This is a genomic window from Pseudomonas sp. 30_B (assembly GCF_017491605.1).
GTDB lineage: Bacteria > Pseudomonadota > Gammaproteobacteria > Pseudomonadales > Pseudomonadaceae > Pseudomonas.
Genome location: NZ_JAFGYY010000025.1, coordinates 51,675 through 74,307 on the forward strand (window position 1 = coordinate 51,675; position 22,633 = coordinate 74,307).

Annotated in this window: 14 protein-coding genes, 1 tRNA gene and 1 pseudogene; 12 read left to right on the plus strand and 4 right to left on the minus strand. The window is 63.9% G+C overall.

All coding sequences use genetic code 11. The features are described from left to right. The first annotated feature begins 41 nt into the window (after window positions 1-41). The 8 genes from rpsU to dsr1 all read left to right on the plus strand — a co-directional run bounded on the left by rpsU (window position 42) and on the right by dsr1 (window position 14,475). On the plus strand, window positions 42-257 hold the full coding sequence (gene rpsU / locus J5M67_RS22660) for a 30S ribosomal protein S21 (RefSeq protein ID WP_003085057.1): 216 nt from the start codon (window positions 42-44) through the stop codon (window positions 255-257). A 196-nt stretch (window positions 258-453) separates the two neighbouring features. Continuing rightward, window positions 454-2,469 (plus strand): DNA primase, encoded by a 2,016-nt coding sequence (gene dnaG, locus J5M67_RS22665; protein ID WP_207887563.1) that lies wholly within the window; start codon window positions 454-456, stop codon window positions 2,467-2,469. A 79-nt stretch (window positions 2,470-2,548) separates the two neighbouring features. Beyond that, complete coding sequence (gene rpoD / locus J5M67_RS22670) at window positions 2,549-4,405, plus strand: RNA polymerase sigma factor RpoD (RefSeq protein WP_207887564.1); 1,857 nt, start codon at window positions 2,549-2,551, stop codon at window positions 4,403-4,405. 106 nt (window positions 4,406-4,511) lie between these two features. Further along, window positions 4,512-8,246, plus strand: a complete 3,735-nt coding sequence (locus tag J5M67_RS22675) for a bifunctional diguanylate cyclase/phosphodiesterase (protein ID WP_207887565.1) — start codon at window positions 4,512-4,514, stop codon at window positions 8,244-8,246. 16 nt (window positions 8,247-8,262) lie between these two features. Next, window positions 8,263-8,339, plus strand: a tRNA-Ile gene (locus J5M67_RS22680). A gap of 239 nt (window positions 8,340-8,578) precedes the next feature. Beyond that, window positions 8,579-9,718, plus strand: coding sequence for a Fic family protein (locus J5M67_RS22685; protein ID WP_207887566.1), 1,140 nt, complete (start codon window positions 8,579-8,581; stop codon window positions 9,716-9,718). Between the two features lie 105 nt (window positions 9,719-9,823). Next, entirely contained in the window at window positions 9,824-10,594 is a 771-nt protein-coding gene (locus J5M67_RS22690; RefSeq protein ID WP_207887567.1) for a nuclease-related domain-containing protein, read from the plus strand. 80 nt (window positions 10,595-10,674) lie between these two features. Beyond that, window positions 10,675-14,475 carry an anti-phage defense-associated sirtuin Dsr1 gene (dsr1, locus tag J5M67_RS22695; RefSeq protein WP_207887568.1) on the plus strand — a complete coding sequence of 1,267 codons (3,801 nt, stop codon included), beginning with the start codon at window positions 10,675-10,677 and terminating at the stop codon, window positions 14,473-14,475. A gap of 54 nt (window positions 14,476-14,529) precedes the next feature. Here dsr1 and J5M67_RS29630 read toward each other — a convergent pair. The 3 genes and pseudogenes from J5M67_RS29630 to J5M67_RS22705 all read right to left on the minus strand — a co-directional run. Beyond that, a pseudogene (locus tag J5M67_RS29630) lies at window positions 14,530-14,664 on the minus strand (transcriptional regulator); the annotation flags it as partial. 283 nt (window positions 14,665-14,947) lie between these two features. Then, window positions 14,948-15,352 (minus strand): type II toxin-antitoxin system HicB family antitoxin, encoded by a 405-nt coding sequence (locus J5M67_RS22700; RefSeq protein WP_207887569.1) that lies wholly within the window; start codon window positions 15,350-15,352, stop codon window positions 14,948-14,950. 29 nt (window positions 15,353-15,381) lie between these two features. Next, window positions 15,382-15,588, minus strand: a complete 207-nt coding sequence (locus J5M67_RS22705; protein WP_207887570.1) for a type II toxin-antitoxin system HicA family toxin — start codon at window positions 15,586-15,588, stop codon at window positions 15,382-15,384. A gap of 438 nt (window positions 15,589-16,026) precedes the next feature. Between J5M67_RS22705 and J5M67_RS22710 the strand changes: the two genes are divergently transcribed. The 4 genes from J5M67_RS22710 (at window position 16,027) to J5M67_RS22725 (ending at window position 21,115) form a co-directional block, all read left to right on the plus strand. Continuing rightward, the gene (locus J5M67_RS22710; protein WP_207887571.1) at window positions 16,027-16,512 is read left to right on the plus strand and encodes a Bro-N domain-containing protein; all 486 of its coding nucleotides are present in this window, start codon (window positions 16,027-16,029) and stop codon (window positions 16,510-16,512) included. Window positions 16,513-16,884: 372 nt separating this feature from the next. Continuing rightward, entirely contained in the window at window positions 16,885-17,208 is a 324-nt protein-coding gene (locus J5M67_RS22715; protein ID WP_207887572.1) for a hypothetical protein, read from the plus strand. A gap of 161 nt (window positions 17,209-17,369) precedes the next feature. After that, complete coding sequence (locus J5M67_RS22720; protein ID WP_207887573.1) at window positions 17,370-19,550, plus strand: bifunctional diguanylate cyclase/phosphodiesterase; 2,181 nt, start codon at window positions 17,370-17,372, stop codon at window positions 19,548-19,550. Continuing rightward, window positions 19,547-21,115 carry a PAS domain-containing methyl-accepting chemotaxis protein gene (locus tag J5M67_RS22725; RefSeq protein WP_207887574.1) on the plus strand — a complete coding sequence of 523 codons (1,569 nt, stop codon included), beginning with the start codon at window positions 19,547-19,549 and terminating at the stop codon, window positions 21,113-21,115. The genes J5M67_RS22720 and J5M67_RS22725 overlap by 4 nt, the downstream gene beginning before the upstream one ends. Before the next feature lie 126 nt (window positions 21,116-21,241). Here J5M67_RS22725 and J5M67_RS22730 read toward each other — a convergent pair whose 3' ends face one another. Then, window positions 21,242-22,591 (minus strand): glutamine synthetase family protein, encoded by a 1,350-nt coding sequence (locus J5M67_RS22730; RefSeq protein WP_207887575.1) that lies wholly within the window; start codon window positions 22,589-22,591, stop codon window positions 21,242-21,244. Window positions 22,592-22,633: the final 42 nt, after the last annotated feature.

Here is a 22,633-nt window from a genome sequence, read left to right on the forward strand (position 1 = left end):
AGCGCGATAAACCCCCGGTAATCATTGAAGGTACGACCTGGATGCCCGCCGTCAAAGTTAAAGAGAACGAACCCTTCGACGTAGCCCTGCGTCGTTTCAAGCGCTCCTGCGAAAAAGCAGGCGTACTGGCCGAAGTCCGTAGCCGCGAGTTCTACGAAAAGCCGACCGCCGAGCGTAAGCGCAAGGCCGCTGCCGCTGTTAAGCGTCACGCCAAGAAAGTGCAGCGCGAGCAGCGCCGCCGCGAGCGCCTGTACTGAGTTACAGCGCTTCGTCGCACGCTTTCCGCATCGCCCGGCCCACTCGCCGGGCGAGTGCCTGAAACAAGGCACAAATACTCCGATTCGCGTTCGCGAACTTCGGAGTTTTTTGCTTTTCCAGCCCATGCTTATTTTGCAAGCCCACGACTAGCCGCCCGCGGCTATGCTTGGGTCCACCCTGCGTCCCGATGAGTCTATGGCCGGCCTGATTCCACAATCCTTCATCGATGACCTGCTCAACCGCACCGACATTCTCGATGTGGTGAGTTCGCGCATCCAGCTGAAGAAGACCGGCAAGAACTACAGCGCCTGCTGCCCGTTCCACAAGGAGAAGACCCCCTCCTTCACCGTCAGCTCCGACAAGCAGTTCTACTACTGCTTCGGCTGCGGCGCCGGCGGCAACGCGCTCGGCTTCATCATGGACCACGACCAGCTGGACTTCGTCCAGGCCGTCGAGGACCTGGCCAAGCGCGCTGGCATGGACGTCCCCCGCGAGGAAGGCCGGCGCGGCAACAAGCCCCGCCAACCGGTCGACTCGCCGCTCTACCCGCTGCTTTCCGCCGCTGCCGATTTCTACCGCCAGGCGCTGAAAAGCCACCCGGCGCGCAAGGCCGCGGTGGAATACCTCAAGGGCCGCGGCCTGACCGGCGAGATCGCCCGCGACTTCGGCCTGGGCTTCGCACCGCCGGGCTGGGACAACCTGCTGAAGAACCTGGGCGGCGACAGCCTGCAGCTCAAGGCCATGCTCGACGCAGGCCTGCTGGTGGAAAACCCAGACAGCGGCAAGCGCTACGACCGCTTCCGCGACCGGGTGATCTTCCCCATCCGCGACAGCCGCGGCCGGGTAATCGCCTTCGGCGGCCGGGTACTGGGCGACGACAAGCCGAAATACCTGAACTCGCCGGAAACCCCGGTCTTCCATAAAGGCCAGGAGCTCTATGGCCTGTACGAGGCGCGGAAGAACAACCGGGATCTCGACGAGATCATGGTGGTCGAAGGCTACATGGACGTCATCGCCCTGGCGCAACAGGGCATCCGCAACGCGGTGGCCACCCTGGGCACCGCCACCAGCGAAGAACACATCAAGCGCCTGTTCCGCATCGTGCCGAACATCCTGTTCTGCTTCGACGGCGACCAGGCGGGTCGTAATGCGGCCTGGCGCGCACTGGAATCGGCGCTGAGCAACCTGCAGGACGGGCGCAAGGTGCGCTTCCTGTTTCTGCCCGAAGGTGAAGACCCGGACAGCCTGGTCCGCGCCGAAGGCCCGGACGCATTCCGCGCCCGCCTCGCCCACCAGGCGCAACCGCTGGCGGACTACTTCTTCCAGCAATTAACCCAGGAAGCCGATCCCAGCACACTGGAGGGCAAGGCGCACCTTGCAACCCTGGCCGGCCCGCTGCTGGAGAAGATCCCGGGCAACACCCTGCGCCTGCTGATGCGCCAGCGCCTGGGCGAGATCACCGGTCTGTCGAGCGACGCGCTCAATCAGATCAGCGCACCACGCTCCGGACATTCCGGTCATGCCGGCCATTCCGCCGCTGCGCCCTCGCACGGCCCGGATCAGCACGCCCACGAATACGCCGACTACGACATGGGCCAGTTCGCCGACCACGGCGACAGCCACTACCAGGATGCCTCGAACTATTTCGAAGCGCCGAAGGACTTCTCCGCCGGCCATGGCGGCGGCAAACCGGGCAAGAAGCCCTGGAAAGGCGATCGCAAATGGGATGGCAAGGGCCGCAAAGGCGACTTCACGCCGCGCCAGCCGCGCACCGAAATCAGCGTCGAATCACCGACCCTGACCGCCCTGCGCACCCTGCTGCACCACCCGCAACTGGCGCAGAAGGTCGAGGATGCCAGCCATTTCGCCAACGAAGGCCAGACTTACTCGCAGCTGCTGGCGGCCCTGGTCGAAGCGCTGCAGAAGAACCCCAGCCAACGCTCGATGCACCTGATCGCGCGCTGGCACGGAACCCCGCAAGGACGCCTGCTACAGGTCCTGGCGGAAAAGGAATGGTTGATCGGCCAGGACAATCTTGAAAAGCAGTTCTTCGACACCATTACTACACTTGCACACAATCAACTGCACAGCAGCCGCGAAGCGCGTCTGCGTAGCGTGTTGCAGAAGAGCCCCAGTGAACTGACCGACGATGAGAAAGCCCTGCTGCGAGAGCACATCAGCTCCCCCTCGTCACCAGGCGCCCAGAGCTGAACTGGCGCCTGAAGCCTCGAATCTGGTATAATCCTCGGCTTAATTTCAGCCCGCCAAGACCTTCAGTGGATAGGGTGTTATGTCCGGAAAAGCGCAACAGCAATCTCGTCTCAAAGAGTTGATCACCCGTGGTCGTGAGCAGGGCTACCTGACTTACGCAGAGGTCAACGACCACCTGCCGGAGGATATTTCCGATCCGGAACAGGTGGAAGACATCATCCGCATGATCAACGACATGGGGATCAACGTATTCGAGACAGCCCCGGATGCGGATGCCCTGTTGCTGGCGGAGACCGATACCGACGAAGCCGCCGCCGAAGAAGCCGCTGCCGCCCTGGCTGCGGTGGAAAGCGACGTCGGCCGCACCACCGACCCGGTGCGCATGTACATGCGTGAAATGGGTACCGTGGAACTGCTGACCCGCGAAGGCGAGATCGAAATCGCCAAGCGCATCGAGGAAGGCATCCGCGAAGTGATGAGCGCCATCGCCCAGTTCCCGGGCGCGGTGGACGGCATTCTCGAAGAATACAGCCGTGTGGTCGCCGAAGGCGGCCGCCTGTCCGACATCCTGAGCGGCTACATCGACCCCGATGACGGCAGCCTGCCGGCCGAGGAAGTCGAGCCCGTCGACCTCAAGGACGACAGCGCCGATGCCAAGGCCAAGGACGACGAAGAAGACGAAGAAGGCGACGGCGAAAGCTCCGACGACGACGAAGGCGATGGCGGTCCGGACCCGGAAGAAGCCGCCCGTCGTTTCGGCGCCGTTTCCGAGCAGCTGGACAAGGCCAAGAAGGCCCTGAAGAAGCACGGCCGCGGCAGCAAGCAGGCCAGCGAGGAACTGCTCGCCCTGGCCGAACTGTTCATGCCGATCAAGCTCGTGCCCAAGCAGTTCGACGTGCTGGTCGCCAAGGTCCGCGATTCGCTGGACAGCGTCCGCCGCCAGGAACGCGCCATCATGCAGCTGTGCGTGCGTGATGCCCGCATGCCGCGTGCCGACTTCCTGCGCCAGTTCCCCGGCCATGAAACCGACACCACCTGGGTCGACGCCGTACTCAAGGGCAAGCCCAAGTACGCCGAGGCCATCGAGCGCCTGCGTGACGACATCCTGCGCAACCAGCAGAAGCTGGTCGACCTGGAAGCCAGCTCGCAGCTGACCGTTGCCGAGATCAAGGACGTCAACCGCGCCATGTCCATCGGCGAGGCGAAAGCCCGCCGCGCCAAGAAGGAAATGGTCGAGGCGAACCTGCGTCTGGTGATCTCCATCGCCAAGAAGTACACCAACCGCGGCCTGCAGTTCCTCGACCTGATCCAGGAAGGCAACATCGGCCTGATGAAGGCGGTGGACAAGTTCGAATACCGTCGCGGCTACAAGTTCTCGACCTATGCCACCTGGTGGATTCGCCAGGCGATCACCCGCTCGATCGCCGACCAGGCCCGCACCATCCGTATTCCGGTGCACATGATCGAGACCATCAACAAGCTCAACCGCATCTCCCGCCAGATGCTGCAGGAGATGGGCCGTGAACCGACTCCGGAAGAGCTGGGCGAACGCATGGACATGCCGGAAGACAAGATCCGCAAGGTCCTGAAGATCGCCAAGGAACCGATCTCCATGGAAACGCCGATCGGTGACGACGAAGATTCGCACCTGGGCGACTTCATCGAGGACTCCACCATGCAGTCGCCGATCGAAGTGGCGACCAGCGAGAGCCTCAAGGAAGCCACCCGCGAAGTCCTCGCCGGCCTCACCGCTCGCGAAGCCAAGGTCCTGCGCATGCGCTTCGGCATCGATATGAATACCGACCACACCCTCGAGGAAGTCGGCAAGCAGTTCGATGTAACCCGTGAGCGTATCCGTCAGATCGAAGCCAAGGCGCTGCGCAAGCTGCGCCACCCGTCGCGAAGCGAGCACCTGCGCTCCTTCCTCGACGAGTGACGAAGAACCCCCGGCCGAAAACCGGGGGTTTTTCTTTGGGGCCTTCCACTGGGCAAAGTGCCACGTCTACACTCGGCGTAATCTCCCCCCAGCAATGAGGCCCTTCATGCCGCGTCTGCAGGCAGTTCTACTGTGGTGCCTCGCATTCTGGGCCGGACAGGCGCTCGCCCTGAGCCTCACCCCCGAAGAGCAGCACTGGCTGCACGAACATCCGAGTCTGCGCCTGGGCATCGATACGTCCTGGCCGCCCTTCGAATTCCGCGACCACGACGGCCACTACCAGGGCCTCGCCGCCAGCTACGCCAACCTCATCAGCGAGCGCCTGAACGTCCAGCTGGAACCGGTGGAGCCGGCCAACTGGACCGAACTCCTGAAGTGGGCCCGTGACGGAAAGGTCAATATCCTTCCCGGCATCATGGCCACGCCGGAGCGCGTGGAATACCTGACCTTCACCCGCCCGTACCTTGATTTCCCGATCATCATCCTCGCGCGCAAGGACGGCCCGTCACCGCACAACCTGACGGACCTCTATGGCCTGAAGGTCGGCGTAGTCGCCCATTACGCGCCCTATGAACTATTGGCCAGCAACCACCCGGATATCAGCCTGCAACCCTTGCCCAGCATCGCCGCTGGCCTGCAGGCCCTGGCCACGGGACAGGTCGATGCCTTCGTCGGCGACCTCGCCTCCAGCGTCTGGAACCTGCGCCAGCTCAAGCTCGAAGGCGTGCAGATCAGCGGCGAAACGCCCTATCGCTACCAATTGGCGATGGCCGTCCCGAAAAACCAGGCCGTACTCGCCGGCATCATCGACAAGGTCGTCGCCGACCTCAGACCCGAAGACATCCAGGCCCTGCAGGAGCCGTGGGTCGGCGGCCTGCTCGACAAGCGACCGATCTGGCGGGAAGTGCTCTCCATCGGCCTCCCCATCTTCCTGCTGATCGCCTTCACCGTCCTGGTGCTGATCACCATGAACCGCCGCCTGCGCGGGGAAATGCAGCGACGGGAAAAGCTCGAACTGGCCCTGCGCGACAGCGAGCAGCACTACCGTGGCCTGGTCGAGAGCCTGACGGCCATCGCCTGGGAAATGCGCCTGTCGGAAAACCGCTTCACCTACGTCTCCCCCCACGCCCAGCGCCTGCTCGGCTACCCGATCAAGGACTGGCTGGAGCCCGGCTTCTGGCAGCGCACCCTGTATCCGGACGACGCCGAGCAAGCCGTCAGCTATTGCATGAGCGAAAGCCAGGCGGGGCGCAACCACAGCTTCGACTACCGCATGCTCGCCGCCGATGGCCGCGTGGTGTGGATTCGCGACATCGTGACCCTGATCCAGCACGGTGACGACCTGATCCTGCGCGGCCTGATGATCGACATCACCGAAGCCAAGCAGACCGAACAGGCATTGCGTCTGTCCGAGCAGAAATTCGTCTCGGTGTTCCACCACTGCCCGGACATCATCGTCCTCGCCCGGCGCGTCGACGGAACCCTGCTGGCCGTGAACCGCACCTTCGAACAGCAGATCGGCATCTCCGCCGGCGAAGCGCTGGGCAAGACCTCCACCGAACTGGGCATCTGGGGCGAACCCGGCATGGGGCCGGCGATGCTCGCCCGCCTGCAGGGAGAGAACCTCGACAACATCGAGATTCCCCTCAACCGCCGGGATGGCAGCCGCTTTACCGGCCTGCTCTCGGCCCAGCACATCGTCCTCGACGACACCCCGGCATTGGTCGTGGTGGTGCGCAATATCAGTCAGGTCAAGCAGACCCAGGAGCAGCTGCGCGTCTCCGAGGAGAAATTCGCCAAGGCCTTCCATGCCTCCCCCGACGGCATGCTCATCACCCGCATCAGCGACGGGCGGCTGGTGGAGGTCAACGAAGGCTTCACCCGCATCACCGGCTACGACCGCTCCGAAGTCGCCCAGAGCACGACCCTGAGCCTCGGCCTCTGGGCCAACCCCGCCGACCGCGACCGGCTGCTCAGGTTCGTCGACCAGGACGCCGGCGTGCAGGACTTCAGCGTGCAGATTCGCACCCACGACGGCAGCCTGCGCCTGTGCGAACTCTCCGCCCACCGCATCACCATTGGCAGCGACGACTGCCTGTTGACCATCGCCCGCGACATCACCGAACGCCAGCAGATGCAGGAAAAGCTGCAACTGGCCGCCACCGTGTTCGAAAGCACAGCCGAAGGCGTGATGATCACCGATGCCAGCCAGCGCATCATCGCCGTCAACCGCGCCTTCAGTGAAATCACCGGCTACAGCGAAGCCGAAGCGCTCGGCCACTCACCCCGCCTGCTCGCCTCCGGCCAGCACGACAGCAGCTTCTACATCGCCCTCTGGCACCAGCTCAACGCCGACGGCCACTGGCAGGGCGAAATCTGGAACCGCCGCAAGAACCATGAGTTGTACCCGGAGTGGCTGACCATCAGCGCCGTGCACAACCCCGACGGCGAACTGTCGCACTACGTCGGCGTGTTCGCCGACATCTCCACGCTGAAGTACGCCCAGGCGAAGCTCGACTACCAGGCCCACCACGACCCCCTCACCGGCCTCCCCAACCGCCTGCTGTTCGAAAGCCGCCTGACCACCGCGCTCCGGGAGGCCCAGGAAGACCACCACCAGGGCGCCGTACTCTTCCTCGACCTCGACCGCTTCAAGCACATCAACGACAGCCTCGGGCACCCGGTCGGCGACCTGCTGCTGCAATCCATCGCCCATCGCCTGCGCGACCAACTGCGCGACATTGACACAGTCGCCCGCCAGGGCGGCGACGAATTCATCATCCTGCTGCCCGGCCTGCACCAGGCGGTGGACGCCGAGCACGTCGCGAAAAAGCTGCTGCATTGCTTCGAAGCCGCGTTCATCGCCGGCGAACAGGAATTCTTCGTCAGCGCCAGCATCGGCATCTGCCTCTACCCCGGCGATGGCAGCGACGTCGCCACCCTGGTGAAGAACGCCGACGCCGCCATGTACCGCGCCAAGGCCCAGGGCCGCAACCGCGTCGAGTTCTACACCCGCGAACTCACCTTCCAGGCCACCGAACGCATGGCCCTGGAGCACGAACTGCGCCGCGCACTGGAAAGCGACCAGCTACAGCTCTACTACCAACCCAAACTGGAGCTGGGCAGCGGCCTGCTGGTCGGCGCCGAGGCCCTGATCCGCTGGAAACATCCGCAATTCGGCGCGATTTCTCCGGACCGCTTCATCCCGCTGGCCGAGGAAAACGGCCTGATCCTGCCGCTGGGCGACTGGGTCCTGCGCGAAGCCTGCCGGCAGATGAGCCGCTGGCAGGACAGCCACGCCGCCTTCGGCCCGCTCTCGGTCAACCTCGCCGGCGCACAATTGCGCCAGCCCAACCTCGTCGAGCGCATCCACGACCTGCTCGCCCGCTACCACCTGCAGCCCTCGCGCCTGCAACTGGAAATCACCGAAAGCTTCCTCATGCACCAGACCGAAGAAGCCCTCTCCATCCTGCACAACCTGAAGAACCTCGGCGTACAGCTCGCCATCGACGACTTCGGCACCGGCTATTCGTCCCTGAGCTACCTCAAGCAGCTCCCGCTGGACATCCTCAAGATCGACCAATCCTTCGTCCACGGCCTGCCGGACGATCCGCACGACGCCGCCATCGCCCGCGCCATCATCGCCCTGGGCCGCAGCATGAACCTCACCGTGATCGCCGAAGGCGTGGAACACCAGGCCCAGGAACGCTTCCTCGAAGCCGAAGGCTGCGACCAGATCCAGGGCTACGCCCTGAGCCCCCCGTTGCCGGCCGACGCCTTTGCCAACCGATTCCTCACTCCACTGAACTCGGTTGGCGCTCCGGAAAACGCATCGGTATAATCCGCCGGCCTTCTGGGGGCCTATAGCTCAGTTGGTTAGAGCAGAGGACTCATAATCCTTTGGTCCACGGTTCAAGTCCGTGTGGGCCCACCACCCTTTCAGCAAAAAGCCGCGCGGATGCGCGGCTTTTGCGTTTCTGGCGTCTCTGACGGGCCCGTCTGCCAGAACCTTGCTCGCCATCCCGCTTTCCTACGCTCACCAGCTTTGGCCAAGCGCGCCCCACAAGCCATACAGCCTGGTTAAGGATTAGACAGTGAGCCGAATAGCCGGCATTATCGGCTCACCAAATGAGCCGAATAAACTCACTAATCGGCTCACAGACGAGCAGCCCCATGAATGACCCTCACTGGATCTGGCAGCAGCCCAACTGGCCGCACTTCCGCTGGCAAGCCGATGCGCTCGCCCCGCTGCTGCGCGCTTGCAGCCAGGCTCAGGGCCGCTTGCTCGGGATGCTGGGCGCTGTAGGTGGTGACACCGAAGTGCAGAGCAGCCTGGATGCCATGCTGCAGAACATCGTCACCTCATCAGCCATCGAGGGCGAGCAGCTGAATGTCGGCTCCGTGCGCTCATCACTGGCGCGGCGCCTGGGGCTGAACGAAGAAGGCCGCACCACCTCACGCTCCGAAGGCCTGGCAGAACTATTGCTCGATACCACCCTCGCCTATCAGCAGCCGCTCGATCTGCAGCGGCTGTTCACATGGCATGGCTGGCTGTTCCCCAGCGATGACCACCTGCTGGCCCACCCGCTACGCATCGGCATGCTGCGCGGCGACGAGCCCATGCAAGTAGTTTCCGGCCGACTCGACCGCCCTACCGTGCATTTCGAGGCTCCACCCCGCGCCGGGCTGGAAGCACAACTGGCCGACTTCCTCGCCTGGTTCGAGAGCAGCCGCAGCGATGCAAGCCTCGACCCATTTCTACGTGCCGGCATTGCGCACTTCTGGTTCGTTACCCTGCACCCCTTCGATGACGGCAACGGTCGCCTTACCCGCGCCATCACCGACCTGGCACTGGCTCAGGGCGAACATCAGGCCATACGTTTCTATGCCATGTCGGCGAGCATCCTCGACGACCGCTCCGGCTATTACCGCGTTCTGGAAGCCAGCCAGAAAGGCACGCTGGATATCACCGCCTGGCTGCAATGGTTCCTCGCAACGCTGCTCAAGAGCCTGGAGCAGGCCCTTGCTCGTATCGACCGCGTACTGGTCAAGGCGCGTTTCTGGCAGGCTCACCGCAGCCAGGCCTTATCTGCCGAGCAGATCAAAGTGCTTAACCGCCTGCTCGATGGCGGCGAACGGGGTTTTGAAGACGGCATCAGCGCCGCTCAATACCAGGCCGTGGCCAAGGTCTCGAAGGCCACCGCCACACGTCATCTGAGCGACCTTGTTGATAAGGGCTGCCTGGCCCGACTACCGGGCGGCGGGCGCAGCACGCGTTACCAGATACAGCACTCGGCCAACGTTCAAGGCTGACCCCGCAGCGACAAAGCAGCGCATCGGGCGCGCCGTAATGGTGTAGTGCCATTACGCCAGGTTTCGGTACTATCCGGTTAACTCAGGATTACCCAGGGACAGGAAATGGACTTCACTCCCCTCATCGCGCAGGTCTGGGGCATGCTGGCTTGGTTCATTCCGGCTGCACTGCTGATCGGCCTGCTCAAATCGCCTTGGGCCAAAGGTCATATCGGCGAACTCCTGGTGCGGCTGTTTGCCCATTGGCAACTGGACAAGCAGACCTACCGCCGCCTGCACAACGTCACCCTGAACACGCCTGACGGCACCACGCAGATCGACCACATTTTCCTCTCGCCCTACGGCATCTTCGTGCTGGAAACGAAGAACATGAGCGGCTGGATCTTCGGCAGCGAGAATCAGGCGCAGTGGACTCAGAAGCTTTACAAACGCACCTTCAAATTCCAGAACCCACTGCGGCAGAACTACAAGCACCTCAAAGCCCTGGAAGCCACCCTTGGCGTTAACCCCGAGCACCTGCACTCGGTCATCACCTTTGTCGGCGGCAGCACCTTCAAAACCGAAGTGCCAGCCAACGTGACCCAGGGCATCGGCTTTATTCGCTATATCAAGTCATTCGAGCAGGCAGTATTCAGCGAGGCTGAAGTCGACGCCATGCTGCATACCCTGCAAACCGGCCGCCGCGCACCGACCCTCGCCACCCACCGCGAGCACGTGCAAAACCTCAAGCGCCGTGGCGATCCGACAGCTGAGCGGCAATGTCCGAAATGTGGCAGTGCACTGCTGATCCGCACCGTGAAGTCAGGGCCGAAAGCGGGGCAGCAATTCTGGGGCTGCTCGGCGTTCCCTAAATGCCGGACTATGCAGAATCTTTGAGAGGTAGAGCAGTGAGACGATCAAGATGGTTCCCGTCAAAGAATAAATCTGCCCCCCTTAACTCTTCCGGGGCTCTCTGAATGCAGTTTGTCCGCCAAGGCCCCGACATTCCTGAACGCCTGCTGCAGGCGCATGAGGACGGACGTGTCGTATTCTTTTGCGGTGCAGGCATCTCATACCCCGCGCGCTTGCCTGGCTTCGCCGGGCTGGTAGCGAAGGTGTATAAAGCCCTGGCCGCCACACCCAACGCTGTGCAGCAGGCGGCAATCAAAGTCGAGCAGTTCGACACCGCCATCGGCCTGCTGGAAGCGGACATTGTCGGCGGCCGCGAGACAGTGCGCCGGACGCTGGCTGGCATCCTGACGCCCGATCTCAGCGCCCCAAACGCGACTGCAACTCATGAAGCCTTGCTGACACTGAGCAAGTGCCGCAATGGCCATACCCGCCTCATCACCACCAACTTCGATCGCCTGTTCGAGGAGGTGATTGCGGTGAAGTCCCTGCCCATCAAGCAGTTTCAGGCGCCACTGCTGCCGGTGCCGAAGAACCGCTGGGATGGACTGGTGTATCTGCATGGCCTGCTTGGCACCACACCGACCGCAAACGAGCTGGATCGCCTGGTCGTCTCCAGCGGCGATTTCGGCCTGGCCTATCTCACCGAGCGCTGGGCGGCACGTTTCGTCAGCGAGCTTCTCCGCAACTACACTGTGTGCTTCGTCGGTTACAGCATCAACGACCCCGTGCTGCGCTACATGATGGACGCGCTCGCCGCCGACCGCCTGCTGGGTGAGTCGCCGCCGGAGATGTTCGCCTTCGGCAGTTTCTCCAAAGGCAAGGAAGAGGAACGGAGCAATGAGTGGCGGGCCAAGAACGTCACACCCATCCTCTACCGCGAGCACAATCGGCATGCCTACCTGCACAAGACCCTGCGCGCGTGGGCCGAAACCTACCGGGACGGCGTGCGCGGCAAGGAGCGCATCGTCGTCGAATGTGCCATGGCCCGTCCCTTGGCAAGCACCCGGCAGGACGACTTCGTCGGGCGTCTGCTGTGGGCTCTGAGCGATCCGGGCGGGCTGCCCGCCAAGCGCTTTGCCGATCTGGACCCGGTGCCGTTACTGGATTGGCTGGAGCCGCTGAGCGAGGGACGCTACCGGCATGCCGACCTTGGCCGCTTCGGTGTCCCTCCCAGAACGACCGTAGATAAAAAGCTCACCTTCAGCCTGACCCACCGACCTTCGCCGTATCCGCTCGCACCGTCGATGTGTATCGTCGATGCCGGTGCGCGCGGCAGCCGCTGGGACGAGGTGATGCGGCAACTGGCGCGATGGTTGACCCGTCATCTGAACGACCCTGCGTTGCTGCTTTGGTTGGTCAAGCACGGCGGGCAGCTTCATGACGATCTAACCTGGTCGGTCGAACACCGTCTGGACGAACTGGCCAAACTTGAACGTGACGGCAACACCGCCGAGTTGGCGCGCATTCGTGAGGGCGCACCTAACGCGATCCCGAGCCCGCTGATGCGCACCCTATGGGGGCTTCTGCTAACCGGGCGCGTGAAATCATGGCTGCGCGACTTCGACCTGTACCGCTGGAGCGACCGATTCAAGCGCGATGGGCTCAGCGCCACCCTGCGCCTGGAGCTGCGGGAGATGCTGACACCTCGCGTATCGTTGCGCGAGCCGTTCCGCTGGCACACCGAGGACGGTGAAAGCCGCGAGCCGAAGCGCATCAAGGATCTAGTGGAATGGGAGATCGTGCTGTCCACGGACCACGTCCATTCCAGCCTGCGCGATCTGCCCAGGGATGATCGCTGGGACGCCGCATTGCCGGAGCTGCTGTCCGATGTCAGTGCCTTGTTACGCGACGCACTCGATCTGATGCGCGAACTTGGCAGTGTCGAGGACAAGAGCGACCTGTCCTACATGCATCAACCCTCGATCAGTGAACACCCACAGAACCGGGACTTCCACGACTGGACCGCATTGATCGACCTGACTCGAGATGCGTGGCTCGCCACTGTTGCGCAATCACCGGCGCGGGCAGCACTGGTGGCACAGTCCTGGTGGCACACGCCCTATCCGCTGTTCCGGCGCCTCGCCTTCTTTGCCGCCGCGGAGGACAACGTGATCTCCCATCGCCAAGCACTTGACTGGCTGCTGGCGGACGATCACTGGTGGCTGTGGTCGGTGGAAACCGAACGGGAAGCCATGCGCTTGCTGGTGGCAATGGCGCCACACCTCGATGAGGGGATGCTGCGGGAACTGGAGCAGGCCCTACTCGCCGGGCCTCCGCGCGACATGTTCAGGGACGACATCGAGCCGGAGCGCTGGACTCGTATCGCAGATCGCGAAATCTGGCTCCGACTGGCAAAGATCACCGAGGCCGGCGCGGTCTTGGGTGCTGACGGCAACCAGCGGCTAACGGGGCTTTCGACACGATATCCAGAGTGGACCCTGGCGGCGGATCAGCGCGATGAATTTCCATACTGGATTGGGAGTGACTGGGTCGGAGACAGGGATCCATGGCGGGATTTCGTATCAATACCTCGCAGCAGGCGCGGGGTGCTGAACTACTTGATTGCAAACCCGGTACTGTCCGAGTCCAAACAAGATGACTGGCGAGAGCGGTGCAAGGATAGCTTCCAAGCCACTGCATATGCCTTATGCCACCTAGCAAGACAAAATATCTGGCCAAACGATCGCTGGCGGGACGCTTTACAGGCGTGGTCAGAAGAGGAACTACAAAGCCGCTCTTGGCAGTACATGGCCCCATTCTTGGTCAATGCACCAGATGTAATGCTGCAGACCCTAAGCCACGGCGTCAGCTGGTGGCTGCAGGCTGTTGCTAAGACCTTCGAGGGCCACGAAGCACTCTTCTTCGTGCTCGCTCGCCGTATCCTGACTCAAGATCATCAGGACGGCGTCGATACCGACGAACCCGTAATGCGCGCCATCAACCACCCCGTGGGCCACGTCACCGAAGCATTGCTGCGCTGGTGGTATCGACGCTCGCTGGAGGATGGGCAAGGCTTGCCGGAAGTACTCAAGCCCACACTTACCGAACTTTGCGACACCCGTATCGACAAGTTCCGACATGGCCGCGTATTGCTGGCAGCCCATATCATTGCGTTGTTCCGCGTAGACGAGGATTGGGCAACGCAACACCTGTTGCCACTTTTCGATTGGCAGCGCTCCGAAGCCGAAGCACGTGCGGCGTGGGAGGGTTTCCTATGGTCACCGCGTCTGTACCGGCCCCTGATGGAAATCCTCAAGACGGCCTTCCTCGAGACCGCGCGCCACTATGAGGCATTGGGCAAGCACGACGAGCAATACGCATCGTTGCTGACATTCGCCGCCCTCGATCCGGGTGACACGTTCACCACCGCTGAGCTGTCGGCCGCGACACGTTCACTACCTCTGGACGGTCTGCACAGCTCAGCGCAAGCTCTGGTGAGAGCGCTAGAGGGTGCAGGCGATCAACGAGCCGACTACTGGACCAACCGGGTTGTCCCTTACCTACATGCTATCTGGCCCAAAACCCGGGACAACATTTCACCCGCCATTGCCGAAAGCCTCGGCCGCCTGTGCGTAGCGGCACAAGACGCGTTCCCCGAAGCCTTGGCGCTGCTCCGCGCCTGGCTGCAACCGCTGCCCCATCCCGACTACCTGGTGCATCGTCTTCATGACGCCGCTCTTTGCGGCAAGTACCCGGAGCAGGCGCTGGACTTTCTGAGCCTGGTGATAGGAGATCAGACCCAATGGCCACCGAGCAACCTCGGCGCCTGCCTTGAGGCGATACGGACAACCGCGCCGGAACTTGAGGCTGACCCGCGTTTTGAGCAACTGATGGCGTATTTACGCAGACATGGAAGAATGGGATAGGACTGGGCTCCCCCTCTTTCACCCTCTGGCGTTGAACCTGCAGCACGGCAGCTATCAGTCAAACACGTCCTGGATTTCATCCAACGTGGGCATTCTTGCCGGCACGACCGCGAATTCGCAGTCCAAGCCACCTAGAACTCACGCGTAGGCCATCATACTTACCGACAAGTCGCCCTTCCCAAGGGCGAGGCTGATCGCTTGGCTTCTGAAGCCTTAACGGTACAAAAAAACAGTACACTGACGGTACAGTGCCCAGCTTTTACAGATTTCGCTAAATTTCGCTTAACCAGCTCTACGACGCCACTTTCAGCTAACTGTACCTGCGTTAAGCTACGCCCGATTTCACTGGGCTTGCAGTGTTACTAGGCAACTCATAATCCTTTGGTCCCCGGTTCAAGTCAGTGTGTGCCCACCACCCTTTCAGCAAAAAGCCGCGCGGATGCGCGGCTTTTGCGTTTCTGGCATTCGCCGTTCAGGGTTGCGCCAGTTCACGCAGGGCGGCGGTTGCGAGGAAGCCCGAGCGGGAGCTGTAACGGTGATCCTTGCTGACGCGGTCGTCGATGCGTTGCAGCAGGTGTTCGGGAAGCGTGGCGTTGAAGCGCACGGCTTTGCCCAGGTAGGGCGTGATATCGAATTCGATGACGGCCCAGACGCCACCCGCATAGTCCGGGTTGGCGAGGTGAAGGTCGATGGATTGCGGCTGGGGAAGCTCTTCACCGTCGGCGAGCAGACCTTCGAAGTGCAGCGCCAGGGCGTCCTTGGTGTTATCCAGCGCTTCGTCGACAGTGCTGCCGGCAGAGAAGCAACCGGGGACGTCGGGAAGGGTGACGCCGTAGTCGCTGCCGGGGTCCTTGTGGAGTACGACGGGAAATTTCATGGCCTGCACCTGCTATCAGGAAAAACGGTTTAATCATGAAGACTCGATCGGCGGGGTTTGAGACCGGCCTGCTTGAGGATGTTGTTCACCGTGCCCTTGGGCAGGTCGGACTTCGGGTGCGGGACCGTGACCTTGCCGGGTTTGGTGGGATGCTTGAACTGGTGGTGACTGCCGTTGCAACCAATTTCCAACCAGCCGTCCTCGATCAGCCGTTCGATGATATCCCTGCTGCGCATCATCGCACTCCTTGCGACTCAGCAGTGTGTACCGTACACACCGAATTCTGAGTTCGTCAACGCAGGGACGATGAAAGCGGATTAGCGCTCTGGTGCCACCCCATGGACACGGGAAAGCGCACGGAGACAGACATTTAGGGAATCGCCCTACGCCGCAACGGCGTTGCTGTCCTACAAGGGCTCTGCGTAGCGTTCCGTCTGCCACGGTTCGCCGTGGTCAGGAGTGGAATCCTGAAAAAGGCACATGACGCAATGCACGCCATAGCAGAGGACGGCAGCCCCACGGCTGCATATCTCTGGTGGTCTATGGCGGGCCGTGCAAGGAGGGCTCGGTGCCCTACCGGTCGTGTGTCACACCGGCGATTCCACCCTTGCACGGTCCGCCTCCCTCTTCGGTTGTTCGGGCGGCGGCTTCCTGGATGTACACGGAGAGACAGCATGAAGACTTCCGATTCAACCCTGGCCGATGAAGGCCTGATTCCAACCGTTTTCCACCGTTACAACCGCCGGCTGCGCGGGATGCTGATCGAGCGGCAGGCGTGGTTCGTCCTGCGCGATCTGACGAAGTTGACCAACAGCCATCTGGGCAAGCGCTTCACGCAGAAGCTGGACCCGGATCAGGTTCGCCTCGAACAGATCGCAGGGGCGACCGAGAAGGAATATCTGGTCAGCGAGAGCGGCCTCTATGCGCTGCTGATGGTGCATTTCTATCACCCGGAGAACCGCAGCCTGCGGCAGTGGCTGAGCAATGAGGTGGTGCCGGCGCTGCGGGATGCGCAGCAGCACAATCCGCACCTGCCGCAGCGGCGGATGGAACGGGTGGAGGGGCATCTGATGAGCGTGATGGACTGGCAGGGCAAGCTCTGGATTCGCTGGAGCGATGCGGTGCGGTTGATGGAGGAGGATCTGCGCTCTCTGCGTTGATTCTTCGGGGCTTTGGGAATCGCGGACAAGGTCCGCTGCTACGAGATCAAGAGCCCCTCACCCTAACCCTCTCCCGCAAGCGGGAGAGGGGACCGTTTGGTGCAGGATGAAACGTTGGCGTCAGCCGGCACGGTCTGCCCCCTCTCCCCAAGGGAGAGGGCCGGGGTGAGGGGAAAGCTCAGGCACAGACTGCCCAGAAGAACACCGTTGCTCCTGCAGGGGAAGCCTGAAGCCCGGGCTTCCCCTCTCCTCCCACAATGCGAGCCGCATCACAGCAACCGACGACCGGGCGCACCTGGGCATGACGGGGATCAATGCTCGATACCCAGACCTCATTAAATTGATGTCCTTTTGCTACTAATGAGTTTTGCCATGACTCTCCACCGGTTCCCGGTGCAGCTGCTGGTCACCTCTCAGGACCCGGCGCAGGCCCGTCAGGTGCGTGCCTTGCTGGCTGCCTACAGTCTCCCCTGTGCGGTGCTCGAAGGCCCGCAGGATTGCGCGCAGGCGCCGCTGTGCCGCTGGTTCAAGGACGCGCCCCTGAGCGATGCCGCGCAGGTGCATGCGCTGCTGGCCGACGCCATTGGCGTACTGGAGCGCAGCCGCCATGCCTTCCGCTCGCGCGAGCTGGGGGAATTGCGGCAGCGGCTCAGCGCCGCGCTGGAGGAGTTGTCGGCGCCGAGCGCTCTGGTGTAAAACTCTCCGACCCGCGTTCCGCTGCTGCGGAAGCTGGCTTTGCCGGGCAGGACTTGTGGGCCTGCAAGACAAAGCGCCGTGTTTGTCGCCGTTCATTCGGCTGACGAGCCGGCGCTTTTTTCATGCCCGAACAAAAACCAGCCACCCGCAAGGAGCCAAGCATGGGCCTGGGACCGAAGCTCGAAAGCGTGCTCGAGCGCATCGGCCTGTCGATGACGGAAATCGAACAGCGCCTGGAGTACCTGAACTGGGGCGAGGACGATGCCCGCCGTTTGAACGGACGCGCCGTCGACCTCGATCTGTGCCATCGGCAGTTCATCGAGCGACTCTACGACCACCTGCGCGACTACCCCCACCTGGGGGCGATCCTCGCCGACCCCGCCACGCTGGAGCGCCTCAAGCGCAGCCAGTTCGAGTACTACCGCCAGCTCTGGGACGCCCCGCAGAGCGCCGACTATGTGCGCGACCGCCTGCGCATCGGGCTGGTGCACCAGCAGGTGGGCGTGGAGCTGAAGTGGTACCTGGGCGCCTACCGGCTGTATCTGGAGCACATGCTCGACGAGTTGCTGGGCGACGCGCCGGAAGCGCCGGCCTTCAGCAGCCTGCTCAAGCGAGTGTTCTTCGACATGTCGCTGGCCATCGATACCTATGGCGCGGCGCAGCGCCAGGCGCTGGAAGACAGCGAGGCACGCTTCGCCCGTGCCTTGCGCGGGGCCAACGACGGTATCTGGGACTGGGACCTGGGCAACGACCGCCTCTATGTCTCCGAACGCTGGTCGCGCATGCTCGGCCTCTCCCCCGACAACCTGGGCGAGAGCAGCACCAGCTGGTTCGCCCGCGTGCATCCGGACGACCTGCCCGGCCTGCGCCAGGCCATCGATGCGCACCTGCGCGGCAGCAGCCCGCTGCTCAATCATGAATACCGCATCCGCCAGCGCGACGGCGGCTATCTCTGGGTGCAGGCGCGCGGGGTGATCACCGACGGGCGCATGGCCGGTTCGCAGACCGATATCAGCCAACGCAAGGCCAGCGAGCACCAGCTCAGCCACGCGGCGCGGCACGATCCGCTGACCGGCTTGGCCAACCGCCTGCGCCTGGACGAGTTGCTGCAGCAGGCGCTGATGCGCCAGCGCCGCCCCGGTGCGCGCGAGTCCGGCCTGCTGTTCATCGACCTGGACCGTTTCAAGCTGATCAACGACAGCCTCGGCCACGCGGTCGGCGACCGGGTGCTGGTGGAGGTCGCCCAGCGCCTGCTGCGCTGCCTGCGCCCCGGCGATCATCTGGCGCGTTTCGGCGGCGACGAGTTCGTGGTGCTGCTTGATGACCTGGCCAGCCTCACCGACGCCGAACAGGTCGCCCAGCGCATGCTCGATTACCTGCACCTGCCGCTGCATGTGGACGGCCGGACGCTGGTGGTCAGCGCCAGCATCGGCATCACCGGCCTGATCACCGACGGCCAGGCGATCGACACGCTGCAGGCCGCGGACCTGGCGCTGTACCGCGCCAAGGAAGCCGGCAAGGCACAGTACGCGCGCTTCAGCCTGGAGCTGCAGGCGGAGGCGCAACGCCGTCTCGATCTGGAGAGCGCGCTGGCCCAGGCACTGCGCAACGAGGAGTTCAGTCTCAACTATCAGCCCATCGTCTGCCTGGACGGGAACGAGGCGCGCTGGGTGGCGGTGGAAGTGTTGCTGCGCTGGAGCCGCAATGGCGAGCCGGTGTCGCCGTTGCAGTTCATTCCGGCGCTGGAGGAATCCGGGGAGATCGTCCGGGTCGGTGACTGGGTGCTGCGTCAGGCCTGTCGGCAGACGGCGCTCTGGCAACGCGCGGGGCGTAAGGACCTCTACTGCTCGGTGAACCTGTCGAGCCGCCAGTTGCAGCAGCCGGGTTTCGCCGCGCGCGTCCGGCAGATCCTCGCGGAAAGCGGGCTGTCGCCGTGCAGCCTGGTGCTGGAAATCACCGAGAGCCTGCTGATGCAGGACGGCGCGGAAACCCTCGCCTGCCTGCGCGAACTGGCCGCCCAGGGCGTGCGCCTGGCGCTGGATGATTTCGGCACCGGCTATTCGTCGCTGGGCTATCTCAAGCGCTACCCGCTGCACATCCTGAAGGTGGACCGCAGCTTCATCACCCGCGTGCCGGACGACCCGGAGCTGAGCGCCATCTGCCGGGCGATCATCGGCCTCGGCCATAGCCTGGGGCTGGAGGTGGTGGCCGAGGGCGTCGAGCGCCAGGAGCACCTGGACTTCCTGCACCAGGAAGGTTGCCGCTACGCCCAGGGCTTCCTGTTCAGCCGGCCGCAGCCGCCTGAGACGCTGTTCGAGCACAACCCGGAGCCGCCGCGATGAAGCTGAACCTGCCGGTCACCGGTCGCCAGGTCGAGGTGCCGGAACACGCCAACATTCTCTCCACCACCGACCTCAAGGGCGCGGTGAGCCACGTCAACCCGGACTTCCTCGCCATCAGCGGCTTCACCGCCGAGGAGCTGCTGGGGTTCAACCACAACCGCGTGCGCCACCCGGACATGCCGCGAGCCGCCTTCGCCCACCTGTGGCAGACGCTGCAGGCCGGGCGCAGCTGGATGGGGCTGGTGAAGAACCGCTGCAAGAATGGCGATCACTACTGGGTCAGCGCCTTCGTCACGCCGATCCGCCGCAATGGCCGGGTGGTGGAGTACCAGTCGGTGCGCACGCGGCCCAGCGCCGCGCAGGTCGAGGCTGCCGAACGGCTGTACGCGGGGTTGCAGGAGGGTGCCGGAGTGTCCCGGCCGCGCCTGCCGCTTATGGCGCAATTGCTGATCGGAATGGGCGTAGCCCAGGGTACCGGGGGCTTGTTGGCGCTCTTCTTGCCGCAGTTGGCGCTGCCAGGTGCCCTGCTCTCGCTGGGGCTCGCCGGCGGCTGGGTGTGGCTGTGTCTGCGGCCGCTCGGTGCGTTGCTCAAGCGCGCTCGGGGCATCGCCGACAATCCGCTGAGCCAGCGCCTGTACTCAGGCCGCGACGACGAGTTCGGCGAGCTGGATTTCGCCCTGCGCATGCTGGAGGCGGAGACTGCCGCGGTGGTCGGGCGCATGGCCGATGCCTCGCAGCAACTGGCCGAGCACGCCACGGCGCTGGCCGATGCCATGGCCGGCGGCAGCGCGGCCACGCAGTTGCAGCAGCGCGAGACCGAGCAGGTGGCCAACGCCATGCACGAGCTCGCGCAGAGCGTGCAGGAAGTGGCGCGCCACGCGCAGCACAGCGCCGTGGCCGCGCAGTGCAGCGACCGCATCACCCAGTCCGGCCACGACGACGTGCGCAGCACCCGTGGCCAGCTCGCCGAACTGGAGGCCGGCGTGCGCCAGGCCTGCGCTGCGGTCGAGGAGCAACGGACGCACAGCGAGGCGATCTCGCGGATGCTGGAGGTGATTCGCGATGTGGCCGGGCAGACCAACCTGCTGGCGCTCAACGCCGCCATCGAGGCCGCGCGGGCCGGCGACAGCGGACGCGGCTTCGCAGTGGTCGCCGACGAGGTGCGTGCCCTCGCCTCGCGGACCGAGGAGTCCGCGCGGGACATCCAGGGGCTGATCGGCAATCTGCAACGCGGTGCCGAGGATTCGGTACGTGCCCTGTGGCAGTGCTGCGAGCAGGCGCTGGCCAGCCTGGAGCAGGCCGGTCATGCCACCGGCACGCTGGAGCGGATCAGCGAGCAGGTGTCGGCGATCCAGCGCATGAGCCTGGAGATCGCCACGGCCATCGAGCAGCAGGGCGCGGCCAGCGAGGAGGTGCAACGCAGTTTGCAGGCGATTCGTGGATCGGCCGAAAGCAATGCGGCCAATGCCGGGACCTGCCAGCGCAGCGCGACGCGCATGGCGGAGTTGGCTGGGGAGTTACGTCTGCTGGCGGAGCATTTCTGGGAGGGGAGCCGGAGCGTCTAAGGCTTGGCGGGGCGACGAAGGAGCTTTTTGTAGGAGCGAGCTTGCTCGCGAACAAACCCCGCAGCGGGGCCCGGTTCGCGAGCAAGCTCGCTCCTACAGGTCAAGCACACCCTCGGAGCAGTGGACTCAGAGGAACCAGCGGTACTCGCGCGCGCTGACTTCGTTCATGAAGTCCAGATGGTCGTGGCGCTTGTTCTCGCAGTAGACGAAGACGAACTCGCTGCCCAGGCCATCCTTCACCACCGGATGGTCTTCCATGGCGGCGACGGCGCCGAGCATGTCGCGGGGGAAATCGATGCCGCTTTCGCGGTCTTCGTTGAGCGGGGCGATGGGTTCGCGCTTGGCTTCCAGGCCGTGTTCCATGCCGGTGAGGATGGCCGCCAGCACCAGGTACGGGTTGGCGTCGGCGCCAGCCAGGCGGTGCTCGATGCGCAGATTCTTGCCGTCGGACTCGGGGATACGGATGCATGCATCGCGGTCCTCGAAGCCCCAGCTGGCCTTGCTCGCGGCGTTCACGCGGGAGCCGTAGCGGCGGTAGGCGTTGTGGTTGGCGGCGAAGATCGGCATGCAGTGCGGCAGCAGCTCCAGGCAGCCGGCCACGGCGTGGCGCAGGGCCTGCTGGTCGTCGCGCTCCAGCAGGTTCTTGCCGTCGCGGTCGTACAGGCTGACGTGCACGTGCATGCCGCTGCCCGGCGCGTGCAGGTAGGGCTTGCTCATGAAGCTGGCGCGGTAGCCGTGCTTGAGTGCCACGCCACGAGTGGCGCGGGCGAACAGTGCGGCCTGGTCGGCGGCGTGCAGGCCGTCGTCGCAATGGGCGAAGTTGATCTCGAACTGGCCGGGGCCGATCTCGGCGGTGATGACGTTGGCATCGACGCCCTGCTCGCGGGAGGCTTCGACGATCTCATGGAGCACGTCGGAGAAGCGCGACAGGCGCTCGATGTGCATGTTCGGCTGGTCGTCCTCGTCGTCGCACAGCGGATCGCGCGGGTACTGCGGCAGGCCGGCGTCCAGCTTCCTGTCGAACAGGTAGAACTCCAGCTCGAAGGCCACTACCGGGCGGATGCCCTTGGACTCCAGGCGCTGCATGACGCGGGCGAGCACTTCACGCGGTTCGAACTCGATGGGCGCGTGGGTGCCGTCGGAGCTGATCAGCATCTGCCCCAGCGGCTGGTTCTCCCAGCGCACCGGCTTGAGCGAGCCGGGGATCAGGCGGCGCGGCGCATCCGGGTCGCCGTCGTTGAAGCAGTAGTCGCCGATGGGGTGCAGGCCGCCCTGCGCGCCCAGCAGCACGCAGTTCTGCGGCAGTTTCAGGGGGCTGCCGGCGGCGACTTTTTCCAGCATGTCGACGGGGTAGCGCTTGCCGTAGAAGTGGCCGGGAATGTCCAGGCAGATCAGGTCGACGTAACGGATGTCCGGGTATTGCTGGCGGAAGGCGCGGACTTCGCTGAGCAGGTCGGGATAGGTCGGGCGGTTCATTGGGTTTGCCTTTTGTTTTCGGGCGCTTGGAGCAATTTCGAG